We start from the raw sequence: 18,221 nt of genomic DNA, 5'->3' as shown, positions 1-18,221 counted from the left end.
TATCATAAAAAAAGAGAGATTTTTTTTATGACGACTCAAGTTTCACTTGCATTTCTTTAATGAAACGATTAGGAACCCTTTGTCTTAGACAATGTAAAAAATTGAAATGTATGCACCCGTAGCTCAGCTGGATAGAGCACCAGACTACGAATCTGGGGGTCAGGAGTTCGAATCTCTTCGGGTGCGCCATCTATCAATATCTTCTTATAAAGTCAGACTTTTTAAATTCTTTATTTTGTGATTTATTTTTACCTATCTTTGTATTTTGTTATTTCATTCTGTTGTGAGTCGTTTCTTTAGCCATTTGCTAGAATAAGATGTTATGAGTCCTTCAATTCAGCTCTAAGGTGCTTTTATTAGCTTATAATCGTAGCGATTGCATGAGTAGCGTATGTTGTTGTTTTCTTTTATCAATCTATGCGCTTGTTTTTGGTCTCTTCCGGATTATACTCTCTACTCAGTTAGGTAATTTTTTACGTGCTTATTTCTAATTGTTCCATAACTGGATGTTTCTGGATATTTTATTCATAGCAGTCCCATCTTAAGAGGGACTTCAGATGTGCCGCCATAAATTCCGGTTTACCACCATGTGAAACTTTTTCAGTGTGTTGTTGGAAAGAATAAATAAACTACTTCTCAAACGTACTACTATGAAACACTTATGGTATCCATTAATGTCATCAGCATTTGTTGCAAACCAAAGCTTCTTTTCGCAATATTTTTAATTGAATTAAACGTATTTTTACTGCTTAAAAGCAAAAAGATTCTTTTTCCTAAAAAACAATAAAACTCTTCTTGTGCTTCTTTAGCATTATCTCTTGCATGGCATATCATCGATTTCTATGATATCTTAATATTTTTCTGTTCTCTATGAATTTTTCCAATTAATCCATAGAGTACAGATCTCAAACATTAATAAAAGCTGAATTTAAAGAATTTTTCCATGCCTAAAACTGATATTGAAATTGCTCGCACTGCTAAAAAGCAACATATTATTGAAATTGCACAAAAAATTGGTATTTCACATGAAAATCTCATTCCCTATGGTCATGATAAAGCTAAAATTTCTTCTGAATACATAAAATCGCTTAATAAAAATCCAGATGGTAAACTTATCCTTGTCACAGCTATCAATCCCACACCTGCCGGAGAAGGCAAAACAACAACAACAGTTGGACTAAGTGATGCTCTTAATCTTATTGGTAAAAAAACAATAGCTACCTTGAGAGAACCATCTTTAGGTCCCTGTTTTGGTGTAAAAGGTGGTGCTGCTGGTGGTGGTTATGCGCAAGTCATTCCAATGGATGACCTTAATTTACATTTTACCGGTGATTTTCATGCTATTACAGCTGCTCATAATCTTCTTGCCGCAATGATAGATAATCATCTTTATTGGGGAAATACTCTAAACATTGATCCACGTCGCATTGTTTGGAAACGCGTTCTTGATATGAATGACCGTGTATTGCGCGATATTGTCATTTCATTGGGGGGCATAACAAATGGTTTTCCACGTCAAACAGGTTTTGATATTACTGTTGCATCAGAAATTATGGCGCTTCTTTGTCTCTCTGAAAATTTAGAAAACCTTACACAACGACTCAAAAAAATTATTGTTGCTTATCGTTATGATAAAACGCCCATCACCGTTGCTGATCTCAATGCGGAAGGTGCAATGGCAGTTCTTCTCAAAGATGCTATACAACCCAATCTCGTACAGACAATTGAAAATAATCCTGTTCTCGTTCATGGAGGACCTTTTGCCAACATTGCTCATGGTTGCAATTCAGTTATAGCAACAAAAACTGCTTTAAAACTTGCTGATTATGTTGTCACAGAAGCAGGGTTTGGAGCAGATCTTGGAGCAGAAAAGTTCTTCAATATCAAATGTAGGCAAGCAGGTATTGTACCAAATGCTACAGTGATCGTCGCAACTATTCGTGCATTAAAAATGAATGGTGGTCTGGATAAAAATAACCTGACAGAAGAAAATATCACCGCTTTAGAAAAAGGAGCTGCCAATCTTTTACGACACATAAAAAATATGAAGCACTACGGTATTCCTTGTGTTGTGGCTATCAATCATTTTGACAGCGATAGCGATGCTGAAATAAAAACATTACAAAAAATAGTTGCAACAACTGGACACAAAGCTATTATCTGTAAGCATTGGGAACAAGGTGGAAAAGGCGCTATAGAACTTGCACAAGAACTCGTTACCTTGATTGAAAAGCACGATTCTGATTTTAAAGTTCTCTATCAAGATGATATTCCACTCGTTCAAAAAATTAATTGTATTATAACAAAGCTATACGGTGGACGTGGCGCCATCATCTCAGCCCCTATTCTCAAACAACTTGAAACTTGGGAAAAAGAAGGTTTTGGCGTCTACCCTATTTGTATGGCCAAAACACCTTATTCTTTTTCTTCTGATCCCAAGCAATACGGAGCTCCTGTTGATTTTGAAATTCCCATACGAGAAGTTCGTCTCTGTGCGGGAGCCGGTTTTATTGTTGTCATTTGTGGAGATGTTATGACCATGCCGGGACTACCCCATTATCCCACGGCGGAAAAAATTCATCTTGACGAAAATGATCAAATACAAGGACTTTCATAAGTTTATAATCATGAAATCTATCATTCATTATAAAAAGCATTTTATTACAAAAAAAATAGAATTTTTAAAAGCGATATAGACAAATGTCTTATTTATATGATATAAGTTTTTGTCCTTTTGGATATGCCTTTAAAAGGACGTAGGTTTTCCTATTATTTGTGACACTGAAAAAAGCAGGATAAATAGTGCAAGTACTCGTTCGTGATAATAATGTTGATCAAGCGCTCCGCGCGTTGAAAAAAAAGATGCAGCGTGAAGGTATCTTCCGTGAAATGAAAATGCGTAGTTATTATGAGAAGCCATCTGAGAAGCGTGCTCGTGAAAAAGCTGAGGCTATTCGTCGTACACGTAAGCTTGCTCGTAAGCGTGCACAAAGAGAAGGTTTTGTTAGTAACGGACGGACTGTTGCGGTAAAGTAATGTGCTTTATGATATTATATAATTGCATAAGCAATAGATAGTAAGCTACTAGAAAATTTTATCTTCATAGGCAATTGCGATGAATTGCTTGTGTAGGTTTTTATGTACAATGTTATCTAATATGTTAGTTATTTGAAAATAATAAGGTTTCTATCATAGAGGTGGTTTTTATTTCACTCTTATATTTCAAAAAATAGATAACAAACTACACTTTAGATATTAAAGCGACTTTTTCCTATGTAAATTGAGTGCGGGGTGTTTTATTATCACTTTTTGCTATAATTTTCTCCTTCTGGATATCTCTTAAATAACTGCTTCTTATGTGCAAATTTCATGATGAATTTCTTTTTTGTCATTAAATATTCTACATCTTTCGATCATCCTAGGTCTGATTACAAAACAAAAATAACTATCGCAATATGCGATTGTGTGTAAATATATGATATTAAATGCATAATCCTCTTTACCTTCAGTTATGTAACAAAACGATATAATTCCATAACTTTTATATCTCTTGATTCTGTCTCTCTAAAGGATGACGAATTTCAACCACTGCACTACAGATTCTTTTTTCTTGATAAAATTCTTCTATTCATCACTTATGTAATTACCCTCATCAGTGTATCGAATAAGCCTTTCTATTTCATTCAACTTTCTTCTATACTGAGTTAGAGAAAAAGAAAATTGACAATAAACAGAGAAAATACTGTATTTTAATATGGATGAATGTGCCTTTTATTACCATTTTTGATGGAAATGTTTTTAAAATTTAAATAACGAGTTAAAGTTTTTAACGCGGAGATTTATTATTATAAGTAATCGTTTTTCATATTAAGTAATAATTCTGAATAACGTAAAGTTTCTCAACACTTTCTCATATTGAATCAATCAAGATTATCTTCTTGTACATCATAAGCGGGATTCGTATGCAAATAGAATAAAAGCTATTTAAGAAAAAACAAAAATGCTTCTTATAAACACTATAAATAATAGGAACTGCATAACATTGAAAGCTGGTAAATAGAACGATGGAGCCAGCTTATCTACCATACGGATAAGCATTATCATGGCATAAGATTAGAGTGTAGAAAATTTTATAAATGAATTATCACGAAAAAGTGTCCTGTTAAAATTAGCCCTTCATATATCAATCTACTCTATAATGTTGCTCATATTTTTACGCTTAAATGTTTTATTTATCGTATTATTTTGTTCATTCAAAACTTCTTTTCAAGCCACACAATAATCCCTTTCTGAACAGCTCTTTGTTCATAGTATGCATACATGCACTTTTACTTTGAGAAACAAACTCAGAAAAGAGATGCAATACTTTAGCCCTAATTTCCTGTACAAAAACTGCCTATGGCTCCAATATACTTTACTGTTTTATCACGCTTACAGCTACATAAAAATCTAATGTTTATTTATATCTACCCCCTCATAAACAAGATAAGCACTAAGAAATACAAACCTTTTGTTTTCCTTATTTTGATATTTTTGTAGCAATTTTTTCATCGTTTAGATCTCTTTAACGAGCAATGTGTCATACTTTTTATCAGTTTCCAGTCTTATCTTTCAGATTTTAAATTTCCAATATATGACGAAATAAAGGAGTTCGGTGTGCAAAATTCTCGTTGGTTTCGCGTTTCAATACTCATATCATGTATCTTAATAGCAACAGTCATTGTATTGGGTTCACCTCATTTGTTGCATGCACAAACATTTAATCAAAATTTAGGGCCCAGTGGTTTACCACTTCCGCGATTTGCTTCGATTAAACCCACCAGCGTTAATGTACGCGTCGGACCAGGAAGCAACTATTCTATCATTTTCACCTACAAAAAGAAGGGCTTACCTATTGAAATCATTCAAGAATATGATCAATGGCGCAAAATTCGTGATGCAGAAGGCGATGAGGGATGGGTGTATCAATCGCTTTTATCGGGAAAGCGAACTGCTATAACTATTCCATGGCAAAAAGATAAAACAAAAAGGCTGATGCTACGAAAAAACCCCACCGACAACGCAGAACTTGTGGCGGAAGTAGAACCTAACGTCATTGGTAACATCCGCCAATGTGATGGACAATGGTGCGAAATAAACATTAATAATACGCGCGGATGGCTTCAGCAACCCCAGTTATGGGGAATCTATCCTGATGAAAAAGTAAAAGGTTGGTGAATACTCAGACTCAACAAGTTTAATTTTTATTCCTCATTAAATATCCTCACTGCCTATCGCAAGATTGATTTTTTGGTTTCAATCGCACGATTAAATCAACATGTGAAATTTCCATACCTTCTGGTGGCTTAGGCAAATTTCTAATAATGGGAGCTTCTTCCAAATTATAAGGAATATCAAGAATACGATTTTCACCTTCTATATAAAAATGGTAGTGATCAGAGGTATTGGTATCAAACCAAGTTTTTGAACCTTCTACGGCAATAATCCGTAATAATCCCGCTTCCGTAAATTGATGAAGCGTATTATAAACCGTTGCTAAAGATACAGGTACACCTGCCCTCACCGCTTCCTCATAGAGCTCTTCAGCAGTAATATGACGATTTCCTTGAGAAAAAATCATATGTGCAAGCTCCAACCGCTGACGTGTTGGACGCAGACCATTTTGACGCAAATGTTTTTCTAACATAGAAATGGAATAATATTGCACAATTTTTCCACACTCTTTTGTGAACTGCTGCTCTTCATTCATATCTAAATTGTCTGCACTCACTGACATAATTACAAACCCAAATATATTCCTGCTAAATAAGATCAAAATACAAAAAAATGGGAATAGTATGGTGTAATCTTGTATTCCATTTTTAAATAATTACCTATGTAGAATACATAAAAAAAGGCTTTTGTCATTAAAAATGATATAAAATCATTTCCCTCTCTTTAAAATTTGCTCTAAAAGTAGGTTGGGAAAAGCGCAGAAATAAAGATATATGCAAATAAATGGAGTAACAATGGCTGAACAAAAGTCTCGCTACACTTATGAAGAGCTTCTAAGCTGCGCTCGCGGCGAAATGTTTGGTAGAGGTAATGCGCAATTGCCAGCACCGCCAATGTTAATGATTCATCGAATCACTCAAATTAGTGAAACTGATGGTAAATACAATAAAGGAATGGTTCGCGCCGAATTTGACATTACACCTGACATGTGGTTCTTTAATTGTCACTTTATAGGCGATCCCGTCATGCCAGGATGTCTCGGACTGGATGGTATGTGGCAATTAACAGGTTTTTTTCTTGGTTGGCTAGGCGAACCAGGCAAAGGAAGAGCAATATCAACAGGTGAAGTAAAGTTATCAGGGATGGTAACTCCACAAACCAAAATTCTTGAATATGAAATAGATTTTAAGCGTATTCGACGTGGAAATTTAGTCTTAGGAATAGCTGATGGGTGGCTAAAAGCAGATGGAGAGACTATTTATAAGGCGAACGATTTACGCGTTGCTTTATTCAAAGAAGATTGAACGTTATTTCCGTCAGAAAGAACTTTTCACTATTCTGTATGGAACGAGGAGGTATGAATGCGTCGAGTTGTTGTAACCGGAATGGGAATTGTCTCCGCAATTGGAAATAACCCTGGAGCTGTTTTAACCAGTTTACGTGAAGCAAAATCCGGAATTTCTTACGCACCTCAATATGCTGAATTAGGCTTTCGTAGCAGAGTTTATGGCAAGCCCGATATTAATATAGAAGAACTCGTAGATCGACGTGCTCTACGTTTTCATGGGCGTGGAACAGCATGGAATCACATCGCCATGGATCAAGCAATTGCTGATGCGGGTCTAGAACCGCATGAAGTATCGAACGAACACACGGGTATTATTATGGGTTCTGGAGGTGCTTCAACACATTCAATCGTAGAAGCTGCTGACATTACACGCCAAAAAGGTCCAAAACGTGTTGGACCTTTTGTTGTCCCTAAAGCGATGAGTTCCACAGCATCTGCAACATTAGCAACTTTCTTTAAAATAAAGGGGATTAATTATTCAATCTCTTCAGCTTGTGCTACCTCCAATCATTGTATTGGTAATGCTTACGAAATGATTCAATATGGTAAACAGAAGCGCATCTTTGCCGGTGGCTGCGAAGATTTGGATTGGACACTATCTGTTTTATTCGATGCCATGGGCGCTATGTCCAGCAGATATAATGACATTCCTCACAAAGCTTCACGTGCTTATGATGTTAATCGTGATGGTTTTGTCATTGCTGGAGGTGCTGGCGTTTTAGTCCTTGAAGATTTAGAACTTGCTAAAGCACGTGGTGCAAAAATCTACGGAGAAATCGTTGGATACGGTGCGACATCCGATGGACATGATATGGTTGCCCCATCAGGAGAGGGAGCAGAACGATGCATGCGCATGGCCCTTGCAACAGTCGATAATAAAATTGATTATATCAATCCCCATGCGACAGCAACTCCTGTTGGTGATCCTCCTGAGATAGAAGCTATCCGTCGTGTCTTTGGAGCAGGTGATCAATGCCCCCCCATTTCCGCTACCAAGTCTCTAACAGGACATTCCTTGGGAGCAGCAGGTGTTCACGAAGCAATCTATACATTGTTAATGATGAATCATAATTTTATTTGTGAAAGTGCCCATATTGAAGAACTTGATCCAGCTTTTGCTGATATGCCAATCGTTCGTGAACGACGTGATCATCAACAACTGAATACCGTATTGTCGAATACTTTTGGCTTTGGCGGTACCAATGCAACGCTTGTTTTCCAACGTTATGTATAAACAAAAGCTCTTAGTAATTGAAAAAAGTACGGTCTTACGGAGAATAATATGAAAGGTTTGATGGAGGGCAAACGCGGCCTTATTATGGGAATTGCGAATGACCATTCAATTGCTTGGGGCATTGCCTGTCAGCTCGCACAAGCAGGAGCGGAATTAGCGTTGACTTATCAAGGAAATGCTTTTGGAAAACGTGTTCATCCCCTAGCAGATAAACTTGGCTGCAAATTAGTGCTAGAGTGTGACGTTGAAAAAAGTGAAAATATTGATTACGTCTTTGAGCAACTTGAAAAAGAATGGAAAACAATTGATTTTATTGTCCATGCCATTGGTTTTTCAGATAAAACTCAGCTAAAAGGGCGTTACGTTGATGTTACAACACGTGAAAACTTTCAACGCACGATGGTTATTTCAGCTTATTCCTTTACTGAAATTGCCCAGCGCGCGGGTAAGCTTATGCCCAATGGAGGAACACTTTTAACTCTTACCTATGGTGCTTCACAGCAAGTTGTGCCTAATTATAACATCATGGGTGTTGCTAAAGCAGCTTTAGAAGCTATGGTACGTTATTTAGCAGCGGACTTTGGTCCTCAAAATATTCGTGTCAATGCGATTTCCGCTGGTCCTGTTAGAACTTTAGCAGGTAATGGTATTGCAGCTGCACGGGCAATATTTTCACATCAACGCCGTAATGCCCCATTACGGCGTACCGTAGATATTCATGAAATTGGAAAATCTGCTCTTTATCTACTCTCTGACTTATCATCAGGTGTTACAGGTGAAATCCATTATGTTGATTCAGGCTATAACATCATGTCTATGCCAATACTTGAAGAACTGAAAAAAAGTGACGATTCCCAAGAAGAATAAAATTTATTTCATTGCACTAAAAAAGAAAATCAATCATGTACATAGTGCTTTAATCGGGTATTGAGTACTTTCTCAGCTATATAATAGTGTATTGACTTATAATAATATGACGTAAGGAATATGTGCAAATGTTTGTAAGAATAAGTCAATACAAAATCAGATGTACGATGCCTTGTTTCGCAAAATATTTTATAAAAGCCGGAATATTTCTTCAATCCATGGTTGATAAAGTGTGTATTTTATGACGTTATTTACCTTATTAAAGCATACGCTTTTGCCATTGCTTATAAATCAATATCCAACCCTCATGCCACCGCAGTTTGAAACAGAGATTAGAGAATTATTAAAACCCTTAGTTTCAGCTTTTGTGTAGCAAATTGAAAAAAATATTCCTACCGTTTGATTTATTCTTGAAACGCAAATACAATCTAATTTAGGATGAATATGAAGGCGTAAAGAAATCAATCATTAATCTTACTATTGTTCTTTAATGAAAGCATTGCTCTGATGTGTCAGGTAAAATAGAACACCCAAAAACACTATAGCTGTTTCTCCTTCATGCATTTTTTAAAGATATCTCTCAATGCACGCCATTCCATTTCACAATGGTACCTGTAGAACGTATAAAAAATCCTTGTGAAGTACATAAAATCCTTTTTTTACCACCATTTTAATGTTTATACAGATGACAAACCAACACCGTCATTTTACTTGCCATGTTCTAATATTGAAACAACCCTTGACACTTGAGATGATTCATTAGAAGTATCTTTAATAATTTTTATCCACATACTAACCCGCTTGTGACAAGCAAACATATATTTTTAATTAACTCAATACAAAAATAAAATGAATCATTTATATAAATCAATTTTTTATCTTTATAATCACATTATTTTTCAGTTTAAATGACAGCCACAAACAAGTACAATAACATTTTTTCAATCTTAGACTTTCAAAGTTATAATTCCAAAAATCATTTCTTGCATATAAAAAACAGAATTGACATGTGAGAAAATAAAAGGCTTAAATATCTCTACTGAACAGCTTCAAGTGCCAAGAGCTGTCTCACAACATTTGGGGGTGTAATGATGCTCGTCTTCCTCCTTCATAAACATAAAGATGGGGATGTGCACAATAGCTTTATCGGTTACACTATTCACGGTCGCCGTCGCAAATTGGACTTAGGAGTTTTAAGAGAGGTCTCTTTAAAACAAGCACGTGAATATATAACAGCAATCGTGTTTTTTTGGACGTTCTATTTTACCTGACACGTCAGAGAAATGCTTTCATTAGAAAATGAGAAAAATAAAGGTGTGAGATAATCTCCATTATTTAAAAGATATTGCTTTAGATAGCGTAAAACTGAATTTAAAAATGATTGTAGAAATGGGAACAGATTTTCAGCTTTAAAATTTCATCTTCTTCCCAAATTAGATTGTCTTCTTGTTTTAAAGAATTACAAAAACAGAGTTTCACAATATCCCTGCCCCGATATTCTTAGCTTATACGGTTACATAAATAAGATGATTCTACCTAATGAGTCTTGTATTATTCTGTTTGCAAATATCATTGTGAGATGAATTTAAGAGACAATAAAAATATCTTGTTCATTACATTACATAAACATGTGTAAGTGGAAACGATAATTTATCTTCAAAGAGATAGCTCTGAGACAAAAGCCAAAACTTTTATATTTCAGCCATGTTTCATAAAGAATCGAATGATATGAATCTATAATTTTCTGGAATATGACCGCCTTATACAACCATCAATAAAATCTATTTTATATGTCTATCATAACATGTTTCTATTTTTTACGATTGGAATTATTAAAAAACAGGATATCATTGAATTTCGTCCTTGAGGGCGCGGCTTAGTAATGTGTTTGCCGCTTCAGTTATATTTTTACCACAATAGAGAATTTGATAAATTTGTTCTACAATGGGCATTTCTACCCCAATACGCTGCGCCAACGTATATACTTCCTTGGTATTTAAGTATCCTTCCACAACCTGACCAATTTGTTTTTCTGCTTCTTTTATATCTATTCCTTTACCAAGAAGTATTCCAAAACGGCGATTACGCGACTGATTATCAGTACATGTCAAAACCAGATCACCTAAGCCTGTCATTCCCATAAATGTGGAAAGCTCAGCACCCATAGCCCCCCCTAAACGACTGATTTCAGCTAGTCCTCGTGTGATAAGAGCTATTCGTGCATTTGCCCCAAAACCTATGCCATCTGATATTCCTGCACCAATAGCAATAACATTTTTGACTGCCCCCCCTAATTGAACACCAATCATATCTGAACTTTTATAAACTCTAAAACTTTTGTCACAATGAAAAAGTTGCTGCAATTCTTTACCAAACTCAACATCAGAAGCTGCTATCGTCATTGCAGTAGGCCAACCAATAGCTAGTTCTTGCGCAAAAGTTGGTCCAGAAAAAACAGCTAAAGGAATTTTTTCACCTAAAATCTCACGAGCAACCTCTTGTAAGAAACGTCCAGTACCATGTTCTAAACCTTTTGTAGCCCAAATAACGCGTGAATGCTGATCTAAATAAGGCTGAATATTATACAAAACTTGATGAAATACATGGCTTGGAACAGCGATTAATATATTGTGACTTGCCGTTATTGCAGTTTCAAGGGAAGCTTCAAGTAATAAATTTTCAGGAAATCGAACATCGGGTAAATATACTTGATTACAACGTTGTTCCTGTAATTCTTTGATATGTTGAGGACTATATCCCCAAAGTAAAATATTATGACCATTACGGGCAAGAGCTATCGCTAATGCAGTACCAAAAGAACCAGCACCTATAACTGTCATTGCAACGGTTTTCATTAAATTTTCTGATTATTCTCTAAATTTTTGATTTCAATTGCATATTATTATTACAAATAATTTTAATGCTATCTTTAATATAAATTCTTTAAATCTAAAAATATTACTGCTTCGTAGCTTTTTATCTCACACAACATAAAAACTTGTTTCGCACATTCTCTTTCTTTGTAGTAAATTTTACAAATATCACTTTTTGTATATTCTACAAATAGCTATTTGTCTCAAAAATTAAAGCTTGACTAAATACCCCACGGACTTTCTCTTTTAAATTAAAAGTATATTCAAAATAATGATACTCATTCCACTGATATCTTGTACTTATCTCCTGCTTTATATCCTACAAATTTCTTCTACGAAGCTGATACATGCCGCATCAGCTCCGTAGATATTTCTAACAACTACTCCACAGGAAACTGCGTATTTGGATCTTGCTCCATGGGCATTTCTGAACCAGGTGCTTGATCTACAGGAGTTTGCGTACTTAGACCCTGCCCCATAGGCATTTCTGAACCAGGTGCTTGATCTACAGGAGTTTGCGTACTTAGACCCTGCCCCATGGGCATTTCTGAACCAGGTGCTTGATCTACAGGAGTTTGCGTACTTAGACCCTGCCCCATGGGCATTTCTGAACCAGGTGCTTGATCTACAGGAGTTTGCGTACTTAGACCCTGCCCCATAGGCATTTCTGAACCAGGTGCTTGATCTACAGGAGTTTGCGTACTTGCACCTTGCTCCATCGAAACCTCTGAGCCCTGTATCTTTTCTGGCTGTTTTCTTACAGATATATCTTTGTTTGATAACTGCTCAGACACTGAAGAATCATCTCTACTTGATATTTCCGGTTCAATAACACGTCCTGAACCACCCATCATATTATAATTCAAATGAGAAATAGCCCACCAAGTTCCCCCAATAATAACAAAAACGCAAATAACAGCAAACCACAACGCGCTTAAATTCCACTTGGCGTCTGGACCAGAATTCAAGTGCAAAAAGAAAACAATTTGTACTATAATCTGAATAATCGCCATCCCAATAAGATACGCAACCTTTGTACTAACTGCCCAACTTTCCATCATTCCATACATCACAGGAATAAAAGAACCCAAAGTGAAAAATACAGCCAGAATAAAACCAACCAAATAGGAACCAGTACTGGGACCATGTGTTTCATTTTGCACGCTCATCACAACGCTCCTAATAGATAAACCATGGTGAAAACACCAATCCACACAATATCAAGTAAATGCCAAAAAATGGAAAGACATGCTAAACGTGTTTTATTGTTCTGATCCAAGCCATTACGACGAAGATGAAAAAACATCACAACCATCCAAAGAAGGCCAACACTTACGTGAAGTCCATGAGTGCCAACCAAAGCAAAAAATGCTGACCAATAAGCAGAGAGAATTTCCCGTCCAAAAAGCTGTAAACCTGTTGCAGGATCAATACCCGCATAAGCATTTGGATCGAAATAAAAAACCTCACTCAAAAGTTCATGAAATTCGTAAAGTTCCATACCAATGAAGCAACACCCCAATACAAAGGTAACAGCCATCCATAAACGCACACCACTGATGTTATTTTTATGTGCTTGTACCATTGCAAAGCCATAAGTGACGGATGAAATCAACAAGAAAGCAGTCTCAACCAAAACAAACTTTAAATCTATAAACTCACTGCCCGCTTTACCACCACCATAAGAAGCAGAAAATACAGCAAAACTTGAAAACAGTGTCGAAAACAGGATTAAGTCTGAAAGAATATAGACCCAAAAACCAAACGTCATTACCGAGCTACTATCGTGGTGAAGTTCATCTATAGTACTCGCGTTATTCATTGTTACAGCACTCATACTGTCACTCCTTGTTCTTTAAGAACAGCCGTAAAGGCATCTTCAGTTTTTTGCACTTCTTCAGCTGGAATATAGTAACCATGATGATCACCTGTTAATGAATGACACACAAGCGTTGCAATAAAACCAACCAGTCCAACCGCAACAAGCCACCAAATATGCCAAACAAGCGCAAAACCAACAACTAATGAGAAGAAGCCAGCAATAATTCCAGCCGATGTATTCGATGGCATATGAATTTTTGTAAATCCACTTGTTGGCCGTTGATAACCACTTTTCTTCATATTCCAATAAGCATCATCAGACTGTATCTTTGGAAGGAGGGCAAAATTATAAGAAGGAGGCGGTGAAGAGGTAAACCATTCAAGTGTACGTGCATCACCCCAAGAATCATTTAATGTTACCGGTAAGTGCCCTTTATGCTTAATACCGTACCAAATCGCCAAAACAACCTGTAGCACAAAACAAAGGATACCAAGTAAGATAATACAAGCACCCAATGCAGCAATAATAAACATAGGCTGCCAACTAGGTTCCATGTAATGCTGAAGACGACGCGTCGCCCCCATTAAACCAAGCGCATAAACGGGGAAAAAGGCAAGGTAAAAACCAATAAACCAACACCAAAAAGATGTAATACCTAGTATGCGATTTGGTTTATAACCAAAAACTTTTGGAAACCAAAATGCAATCCCCGCTAAGTACGCAAAAACCACACCTCCAATAATTGTATGATGGAAATGTGCTATCAAAAAGAGCGAATTATGAAACTGCCAATCAGCAGGAACAATAGATAATAAAACACCTGTTAATCCACCACCAACAAATGTAAAGATCATACCCATGCACCAAAGCATAGGAGGCTCAAAGCGAATCCGACCTCTATACATCGTAAGCAGCCAATTAAAAACTTTTACACCGGTTGGAACTGCAATAATCATCGTAGCAATACTAAAGAAGGTATTTACAGCTTCACCCCCACCCATTGTGAAGAAATGATGGCCCCAAACAAGAAGCGAAAGAATCAAAATAACCAACATGGCCCATATCATTGAAGTATAACCAAAGAGGCGTTTTGAAGAAAAAGTTGATACAACTTCAGAAACAATTCCAAAAGCAGGAACAACCAAAACATAAACCTCAGGATGACCAAAAACCCAAACATAGTTAATCCATACCATCGGATTTCCGCCACCAACATTGGTAAAGAAATTCATGTTCAAATAACGATCACATGCCAAGAGTGCAAATGCTACAGCCAAAACAGGATAAATGACTACAATAAGAACATTGCTGACAAAAGCACTCCAACAAAAAATAGGCATTCTCATCATTGTCATTCCAGGAGCACGCATTTTAATCATCGTTGCAATAAAATTCACTGATCCCATTGTTGTTGCAATACCAGAAAGCTGAAGTGACCATAAATAATAATCTACCCCTGTATCTGGACTCGTTTGCAATTCTGTAAAAGGTGGATACATCAACCAACCACCACGACCAAAATTCCCAACACCTAGGGATATGTTAATCAATATCGCCCCTGCAGCCGTAATCCAAAAACCTAGATTATTTGCAAAGGGAAAAGCAACATCACGCGCACCAATTTGAAGTGGTATAAGATAATTAAAAAGACCAAATAAAATAGGCGTGGCCATGAAAAAAATCATGATCGTACCATGCGCCGAAAAAATTTGATCAAAATGCTCAGGGGGCAAATAACCTGCTGTTTCACTCCCAAGAGCTAAAGCTTGATGCGTTCGCATCATAAGTGCGTCCGCAAAACCGCGAACAAGCATAATAATTCCAAGAACGATGTACATAATACCTATGCGTTTATGGTCAACCGTTGTAATCCAATTTCGCCATAGAATCCCCCACCACCCAAGTACTGTTAGAGCAATAACAGCAATTAAACCAACCAAAACAATCGCAATACATGTATACAAAACGATCGGTTCATGTGCAAGCGCATGAAAAGCACCTGCCGTAGGATCTGTAAGTCTTCCAAACATTTCTCAACCCATTTCAAATGAAATTCAAGTTTAAAAGAAACCTTTGTTAAAAGGGCTCTTTACTTTATTGACTCTGTTAAATAACATCAGGATCAAATACTGAACATAGTGCACCCCATAGCGTCTGAGCAGCAGCACGTTTCATTAAATCTTCATTACATACCGTCTTTTCATCGACACATCGATTAACAACACGATAGTAAAGCCGCTTCTCAACAGGTGCAAAATAACGAACTTCAGCATCTTTTTCCTTCGCAGCAATATCACCCATACGAGGCGCAATAGAAAGTTGACGATAAGATGAACGATCAAGTACTCGACCATTAGCCCGAGCTTTTACAATCCAATCCTCAAAATCCTGCAAAGACACAGAATGCCACTTAAACCGCATACCCGAAAAACCATCACCACTATAATTTGCTGAGGCTCCTTTGAATACTCCTTGCTCTTCAGCGACCAAATGCAACTTAGCATTCATCTGCGGCATAGCGTAAAGAACTGTACCCAATTTGGGAACCCAAAAAGCATTGACAGAATTCTCTGACGTCAATTGCAATAAAACTTGACGTCCTTCAGGCGCATAAATCTCATTAATCGATGCAACACCGTATTCAGGATAAATAAAAAGCCATTTCCAATCAAGAGCAACAGCATCAATCTGTAATGGCTTTCCTTCACCTACAACTTCCACTGGAAGAGGATTTGTAGGTTCAAGCTTATAGGTATAATAAGCTGTTAATGAACCTAAAACCATTACAATTACAACTGGAATACCCCACATCAATGCTTCAATTTTATTTGAATGTGCCCAATCAGGAGAATAGTCCGCTTTCATATTCGATGCACGATATTTTATAGCTAAAAATACCACACTCACCATAACTGGGATAACAATACAAAGCATCACCACCACACAAACAACGATCAAAATGAGCTGTTGACGTGCAACATAACCTGATGGCTGCATAACATCAATTTTACAACCAGACAAAAGCAGTGCTCCCCCTAAAATCACAAGCATTTCTAATTGTCTAACAAAGCTTTTCATCTCTATTTACCCCCGTCATACGCACTAAAAACTGTCATAAATATATACCTCACATTGTACAGATTTGAAAATAATTATCAAGAGAATTAAATGCCTATATTACTCTTATTAAATGCTTACTCTTTACCTATCACAATTTAATTGTTTTGCTTAATTGTTTTGCAATATACTCAAGTGCAAACCGATATCCATCACCTCCACACCCAGTTATGATAGCGTCTACACCTGCAGATGTATAAGAATGGTGACGAAAAGCTTCACGCTGATAAATATGAGATAAATGAACTTCTACTTTCGGCCCTGAAAACATTTTTAGGGCATCAAGAAGTGCAACAGATGTATGACTGTAAGCCGCTGGGTTAATGATCAATCCAGAACTTGCCTCTATTGCTTCTTGTATCCATGCCACTAATTGCCCTTCACAATTACTTTGATAAAAATTTATTATGATATCATTTTTTTTTGCCCATTCTCTGCATCTTTTTTCAATATCTTCTAGAGTTTCAGTTCCATAAATTTCTGGCTCACGTTGACCTAGAAAATTTAAATTAGGACCATTTAAAATCGTTATTATCTCTGACATAGCAAGCCTTTTCTTTCAGATCTATCACTTATTAAAAAATATTTAGCATGTTTTTACGGCAATAAAGCGCCATCCTTAATCTCAAAGAATTCTGCGCGTCCTTTTAAGTCATCAAATAAAAGACGATCTGTTCCTGTCATAAATGTTTGTACAGCTAAATCATCAAGAATATCAAATAGAGCAGCACGTCGATGCGAATCAAGATGGGCAGCCATTTCATCAAGAAGAAGAATGGGAGATCTTTCCGACATCATACTTGTTAGACGTGCATGACACAAAACTAAACCTGTTAGCAGCGCTTTTTGTTCACCTGTTGAACAAGATGTTGCTGCTCTATTTTTATCAGCATAAAAAACCTGCAAATCTGCACGATGTGGTCCTTCTAACGTCCGACCAGCAGCACGATCCATTGCGCGATTATGCCGCAATCGATCACAAAATTGTTCTTCAACTTCAGTTGCTGATATTTCACTAAGAGCTGTTTCTAAAAAACCATCAATTTGCAAAAAAGCTCGTGGAAAAGGTATCTGTGAGGGCATTTGTGTAAACATGTCATTTAAAAGACGAATAACATCAACACGCGCCGCAGAAATAGCTGTCGCCAATTCTGCCATTTGCTTTTCTAAAGCATCAAACCAAGCACAATCTTCATTTCCATCTAAAAACAAACGATTACGTGCGCGCATAGCTCTATCATAATCGGCTATGCGGCGCCTATGCAAGGGATCAATCGCCAAAACCATACGGTCTAAAAAACTACGGCGCTCAAGTGAAGGACCTGTAAAAAGACCATCCATAGACGGTGTTAGGACACTAATATGACAATAATCTGTTAGGCAATCACTCGACTCATTCACACCATTAATATGGACCTTTCGACTGTTATCGCTAACCTCAAAAGCTGTACCAATCTTTACTTCACCATAAAGAGCGCATTCAAGACGCGCAAATACAACAAATCCTCCACCACCACCATCTACAAAACTAACGTCAGAATAAACAGCACGCCGCAAACCACGACCAGGAGAAAGAAAAGATAACGCCTCTAAAAGATTCGTCTTACCAGCACCATTATGGCCAGTAAAAACCACATGCTGACCAGAAAAATGAATATTGAAAAAAGAATAATTGCGATAACGTAAAAGCTTCAGCTGCCTCACTGCCACTTTGTGCACATGACTGGCCATGCATTGCAAAACAAC

Annotated in this window: 14 protein-coding genes and 1 tRNA gene; 7 read left to right on the top strand and 8 right to left on the bottom strand. The window is 36.8% G+C overall.

Annotated elements, in window-relative coordinates; all coding sequences use genetic code 11:
- Positions 1 to 112 precede the first annotated feature (112 nt).
- The 4 genes from ACFINH_RS03570 to ACFINH_RS03555 all read left to right on the top strand — a co-directional run bounded on the left by ACFINH_RS03570 (position 113) and on the right by ACFINH_RS03555 (position 5,217).
- A tRNA-Arg gene (locus ACFINH_RS03570) sits at positions 113 to 189 on the top strand.
- A 754-nt stretch (positions 190 to 943) separates the two neighbouring features.
- The gene (locus tag ACFINH_RS03565) at positions 944 to 2,617 is read left to right on the top strand and encodes a formate--tetrahydrofolate ligase (RefSeq protein WP_375632165.1); all 1,674 of its coding nucleotides are present in this window, start codon (positions 944 to 946) and stop codon (positions 2,615 to 2,617) included.
- Positions 2,618 to 2,802: 185 nt separating this feature from the next.
- Positions 2,803 to 3,036 (top strand): 30S ribosomal protein S21, encoded by a 234-nt coding sequence (rpsU, locus tag ACFINH_RS03560; RefSeq protein WP_012754552.1) that lies wholly within the window; start codon positions 2,803 to 2,805, stop codon positions 3,034 to 3,036.
- A 1,620-nt stretch (positions 3,037 to 4,656) separates the two neighbouring features.
- Positions 4,657 to 5,217 (top strand): SH3 domain-containing protein, encoded by a 561-nt coding sequence (locus tag ACFINH_RS03555; RefSeq protein ID WP_375632164.1) that lies wholly within the window; start codon positions 4,657 to 4,659, stop codon positions 5,215 to 5,217.
- Positions 5,218 to 5,263: 46 nt separating this feature from the next.
- Here ACFINH_RS03555 and irrA read toward each other — a convergent pair whose 3' ends face one another.
- The gene (gene irrA / locus ACFINH_RS03550; protein WP_375612837.1) at positions 5,264 to 5,776 is read right to left on the bottom strand and encodes an iron response transcriptional regulator IrrA; all 513 of its coding nucleotides are present in this window, start codon (positions 5,774 to 5,776) and stop codon (positions 5,264 to 5,266) included.
- A gap of 232 nt (positions 5,777 to 6,008) precedes the next feature.
- On the opposite strand from irrA, the gene fabA reads away from it, so the two are divergent.
- From fabA to fabI, 3 genes are read left to right on the top strand one after another with little or no spacing between them, the layout of a single operon-like run.
- On the top strand, positions 6,009 to 6,518 hold the full coding sequence (gene fabA, locus ACFINH_RS03545) for a 3-hydroxyacyl-[acyl-carrier-protein] dehydratase FabA (protein ID WP_375612836.1): 510 nt from the start codon (positions 6,009 to 6,011) through the stop codon (positions 6,516 to 6,518).
- A gap of 57 nt (positions 6,519 to 6,575) precedes the next feature.
- A complete protein-coding gene (gene fabB, locus ACFINH_RS03540) occupies positions 6,576 to 7,796 on the top strand; it encodes a beta-ketoacyl-ACP synthase I (RefSeq protein WP_375628420.1) in 1,221 nt (406 codons plus the stop codon).
- Positions 7,797 to 7,844: 48 nt separating this feature from the next.
- Positions 7,845 to 8,663: an enoyl-ACP reductase FabI gene (gene fabI, locus ACFINH_RS03535; RefSeq protein ID WP_375610038.1), complete on the top strand. Its 819-nt coding sequence runs from the start codon at positions 7,845 to 7,847 to the stop codon at positions 8,661 to 8,663.
- Positions 8,664 to 10,510: 1,847 nt separating this feature from the next.
- On the opposite strand, the gene gpsA is transcribed toward fabI, so the two are convergent.
- From gpsA to recF, 7 genes are all read right to left on the bottom strand, one after another.
- Positions 10,511 to 11,518, bottom strand: coding sequence for an NAD(P)H-dependent glycerol-3-phosphate dehydrogenase (gpsA, locus tag ACFINH_RS03530; RefSeq protein ID WP_375632163.1), 1,008 nt, complete (start codon positions 11,516 to 11,518; stop codon positions 10,511 to 10,513).
- A gap of 398 nt (positions 11,519 to 11,916) precedes the next feature.
- Positions 11,917 to 12,705, bottom strand: coding sequence for a cytochrome o ubiquinol oxidase subunit IV (cyoD, locus tag ACFINH_RS03525; protein ID WP_375632162.1), 789 nt, complete (start codon positions 12,703 to 12,705; stop codon positions 11,917 to 11,919).
- A complete protein-coding gene (locus ACFINH_RS03520) occupies positions 12,705 to 13,373 on the bottom strand; it encodes a cytochrome (ubi)quinol oxidase subunit III (protein ID WP_375632161.1) in 669 nt (222 codons plus the stop codon). The genes cyoD and ACFINH_RS03520 overlap by 1 nt, the downstream gene beginning before the upstream one ends.
- Positions 13,370 to 15,388: a cytochrome o ubiquinol oxidase subunit I gene (gene cyoB / locus ACFINH_RS03515; protein ID WP_375611433.1), complete on the bottom strand. Its 2,019-nt coding sequence runs from the start codon at positions 15,386 to 15,388 to the stop codon at positions 13,370 to 13,372. The genes ACFINH_RS03520 and cyoB overlap by 4 nt, the downstream gene beginning before the upstream one ends.
- Positions 15,389 to 15,464: 76 nt before the next feature.
- Positions 15,465 to 16,436 (bottom strand): ubiquinol oxidase subunit II, encoded by a 972-nt coding sequence (cyoA, locus tag ACFINH_RS03510; RefSeq protein WP_375611432.1) that lies wholly within the window; start codon positions 16,434 to 16,436, stop codon positions 15,465 to 15,467.
- Between the two features lie 130 nt (positions 16,437 to 16,566).
- Positions 16,567 to 17,019: a type II 3-dehydroquinate dehydratase gene (gene aroQ, locus ACFINH_RS03505; RefSeq protein ID WP_375632160.1), complete on the bottom strand. Its 453-nt coding sequence runs from the start codon at positions 17,017 to 17,019 to the stop codon at positions 16,567 to 16,569.
- A 53-nt stretch (positions 17,020 to 17,072) separates the two neighbouring features.
- Complete coding sequence (gene recF, locus ACFINH_RS03500) at positions 17,073 to 18,206, bottom strand: DNA replication/repair protein RecF (RefSeq protein ID WP_375632159.1); 1,134 nt, start codon at positions 18,204 to 18,206, stop codon at positions 17,073 to 17,075.
- Positions 18,207 to 18,221: the final 15 nt, after the last annotated feature.

The sequence above is a fragment of the Bartonella sp. AA74HLJMH genome, assembly GCF_042197045.1.
GTDB lineage: Bacteria > Pseudomonadota > Alphaproteobacteria > Rhizobiales > Rhizobiaceae > Bartonella.
Note: the sequence above shows the minus strand (reverse complement) of the source record. Positions and strands in the feature narration are given on the sequence as shown.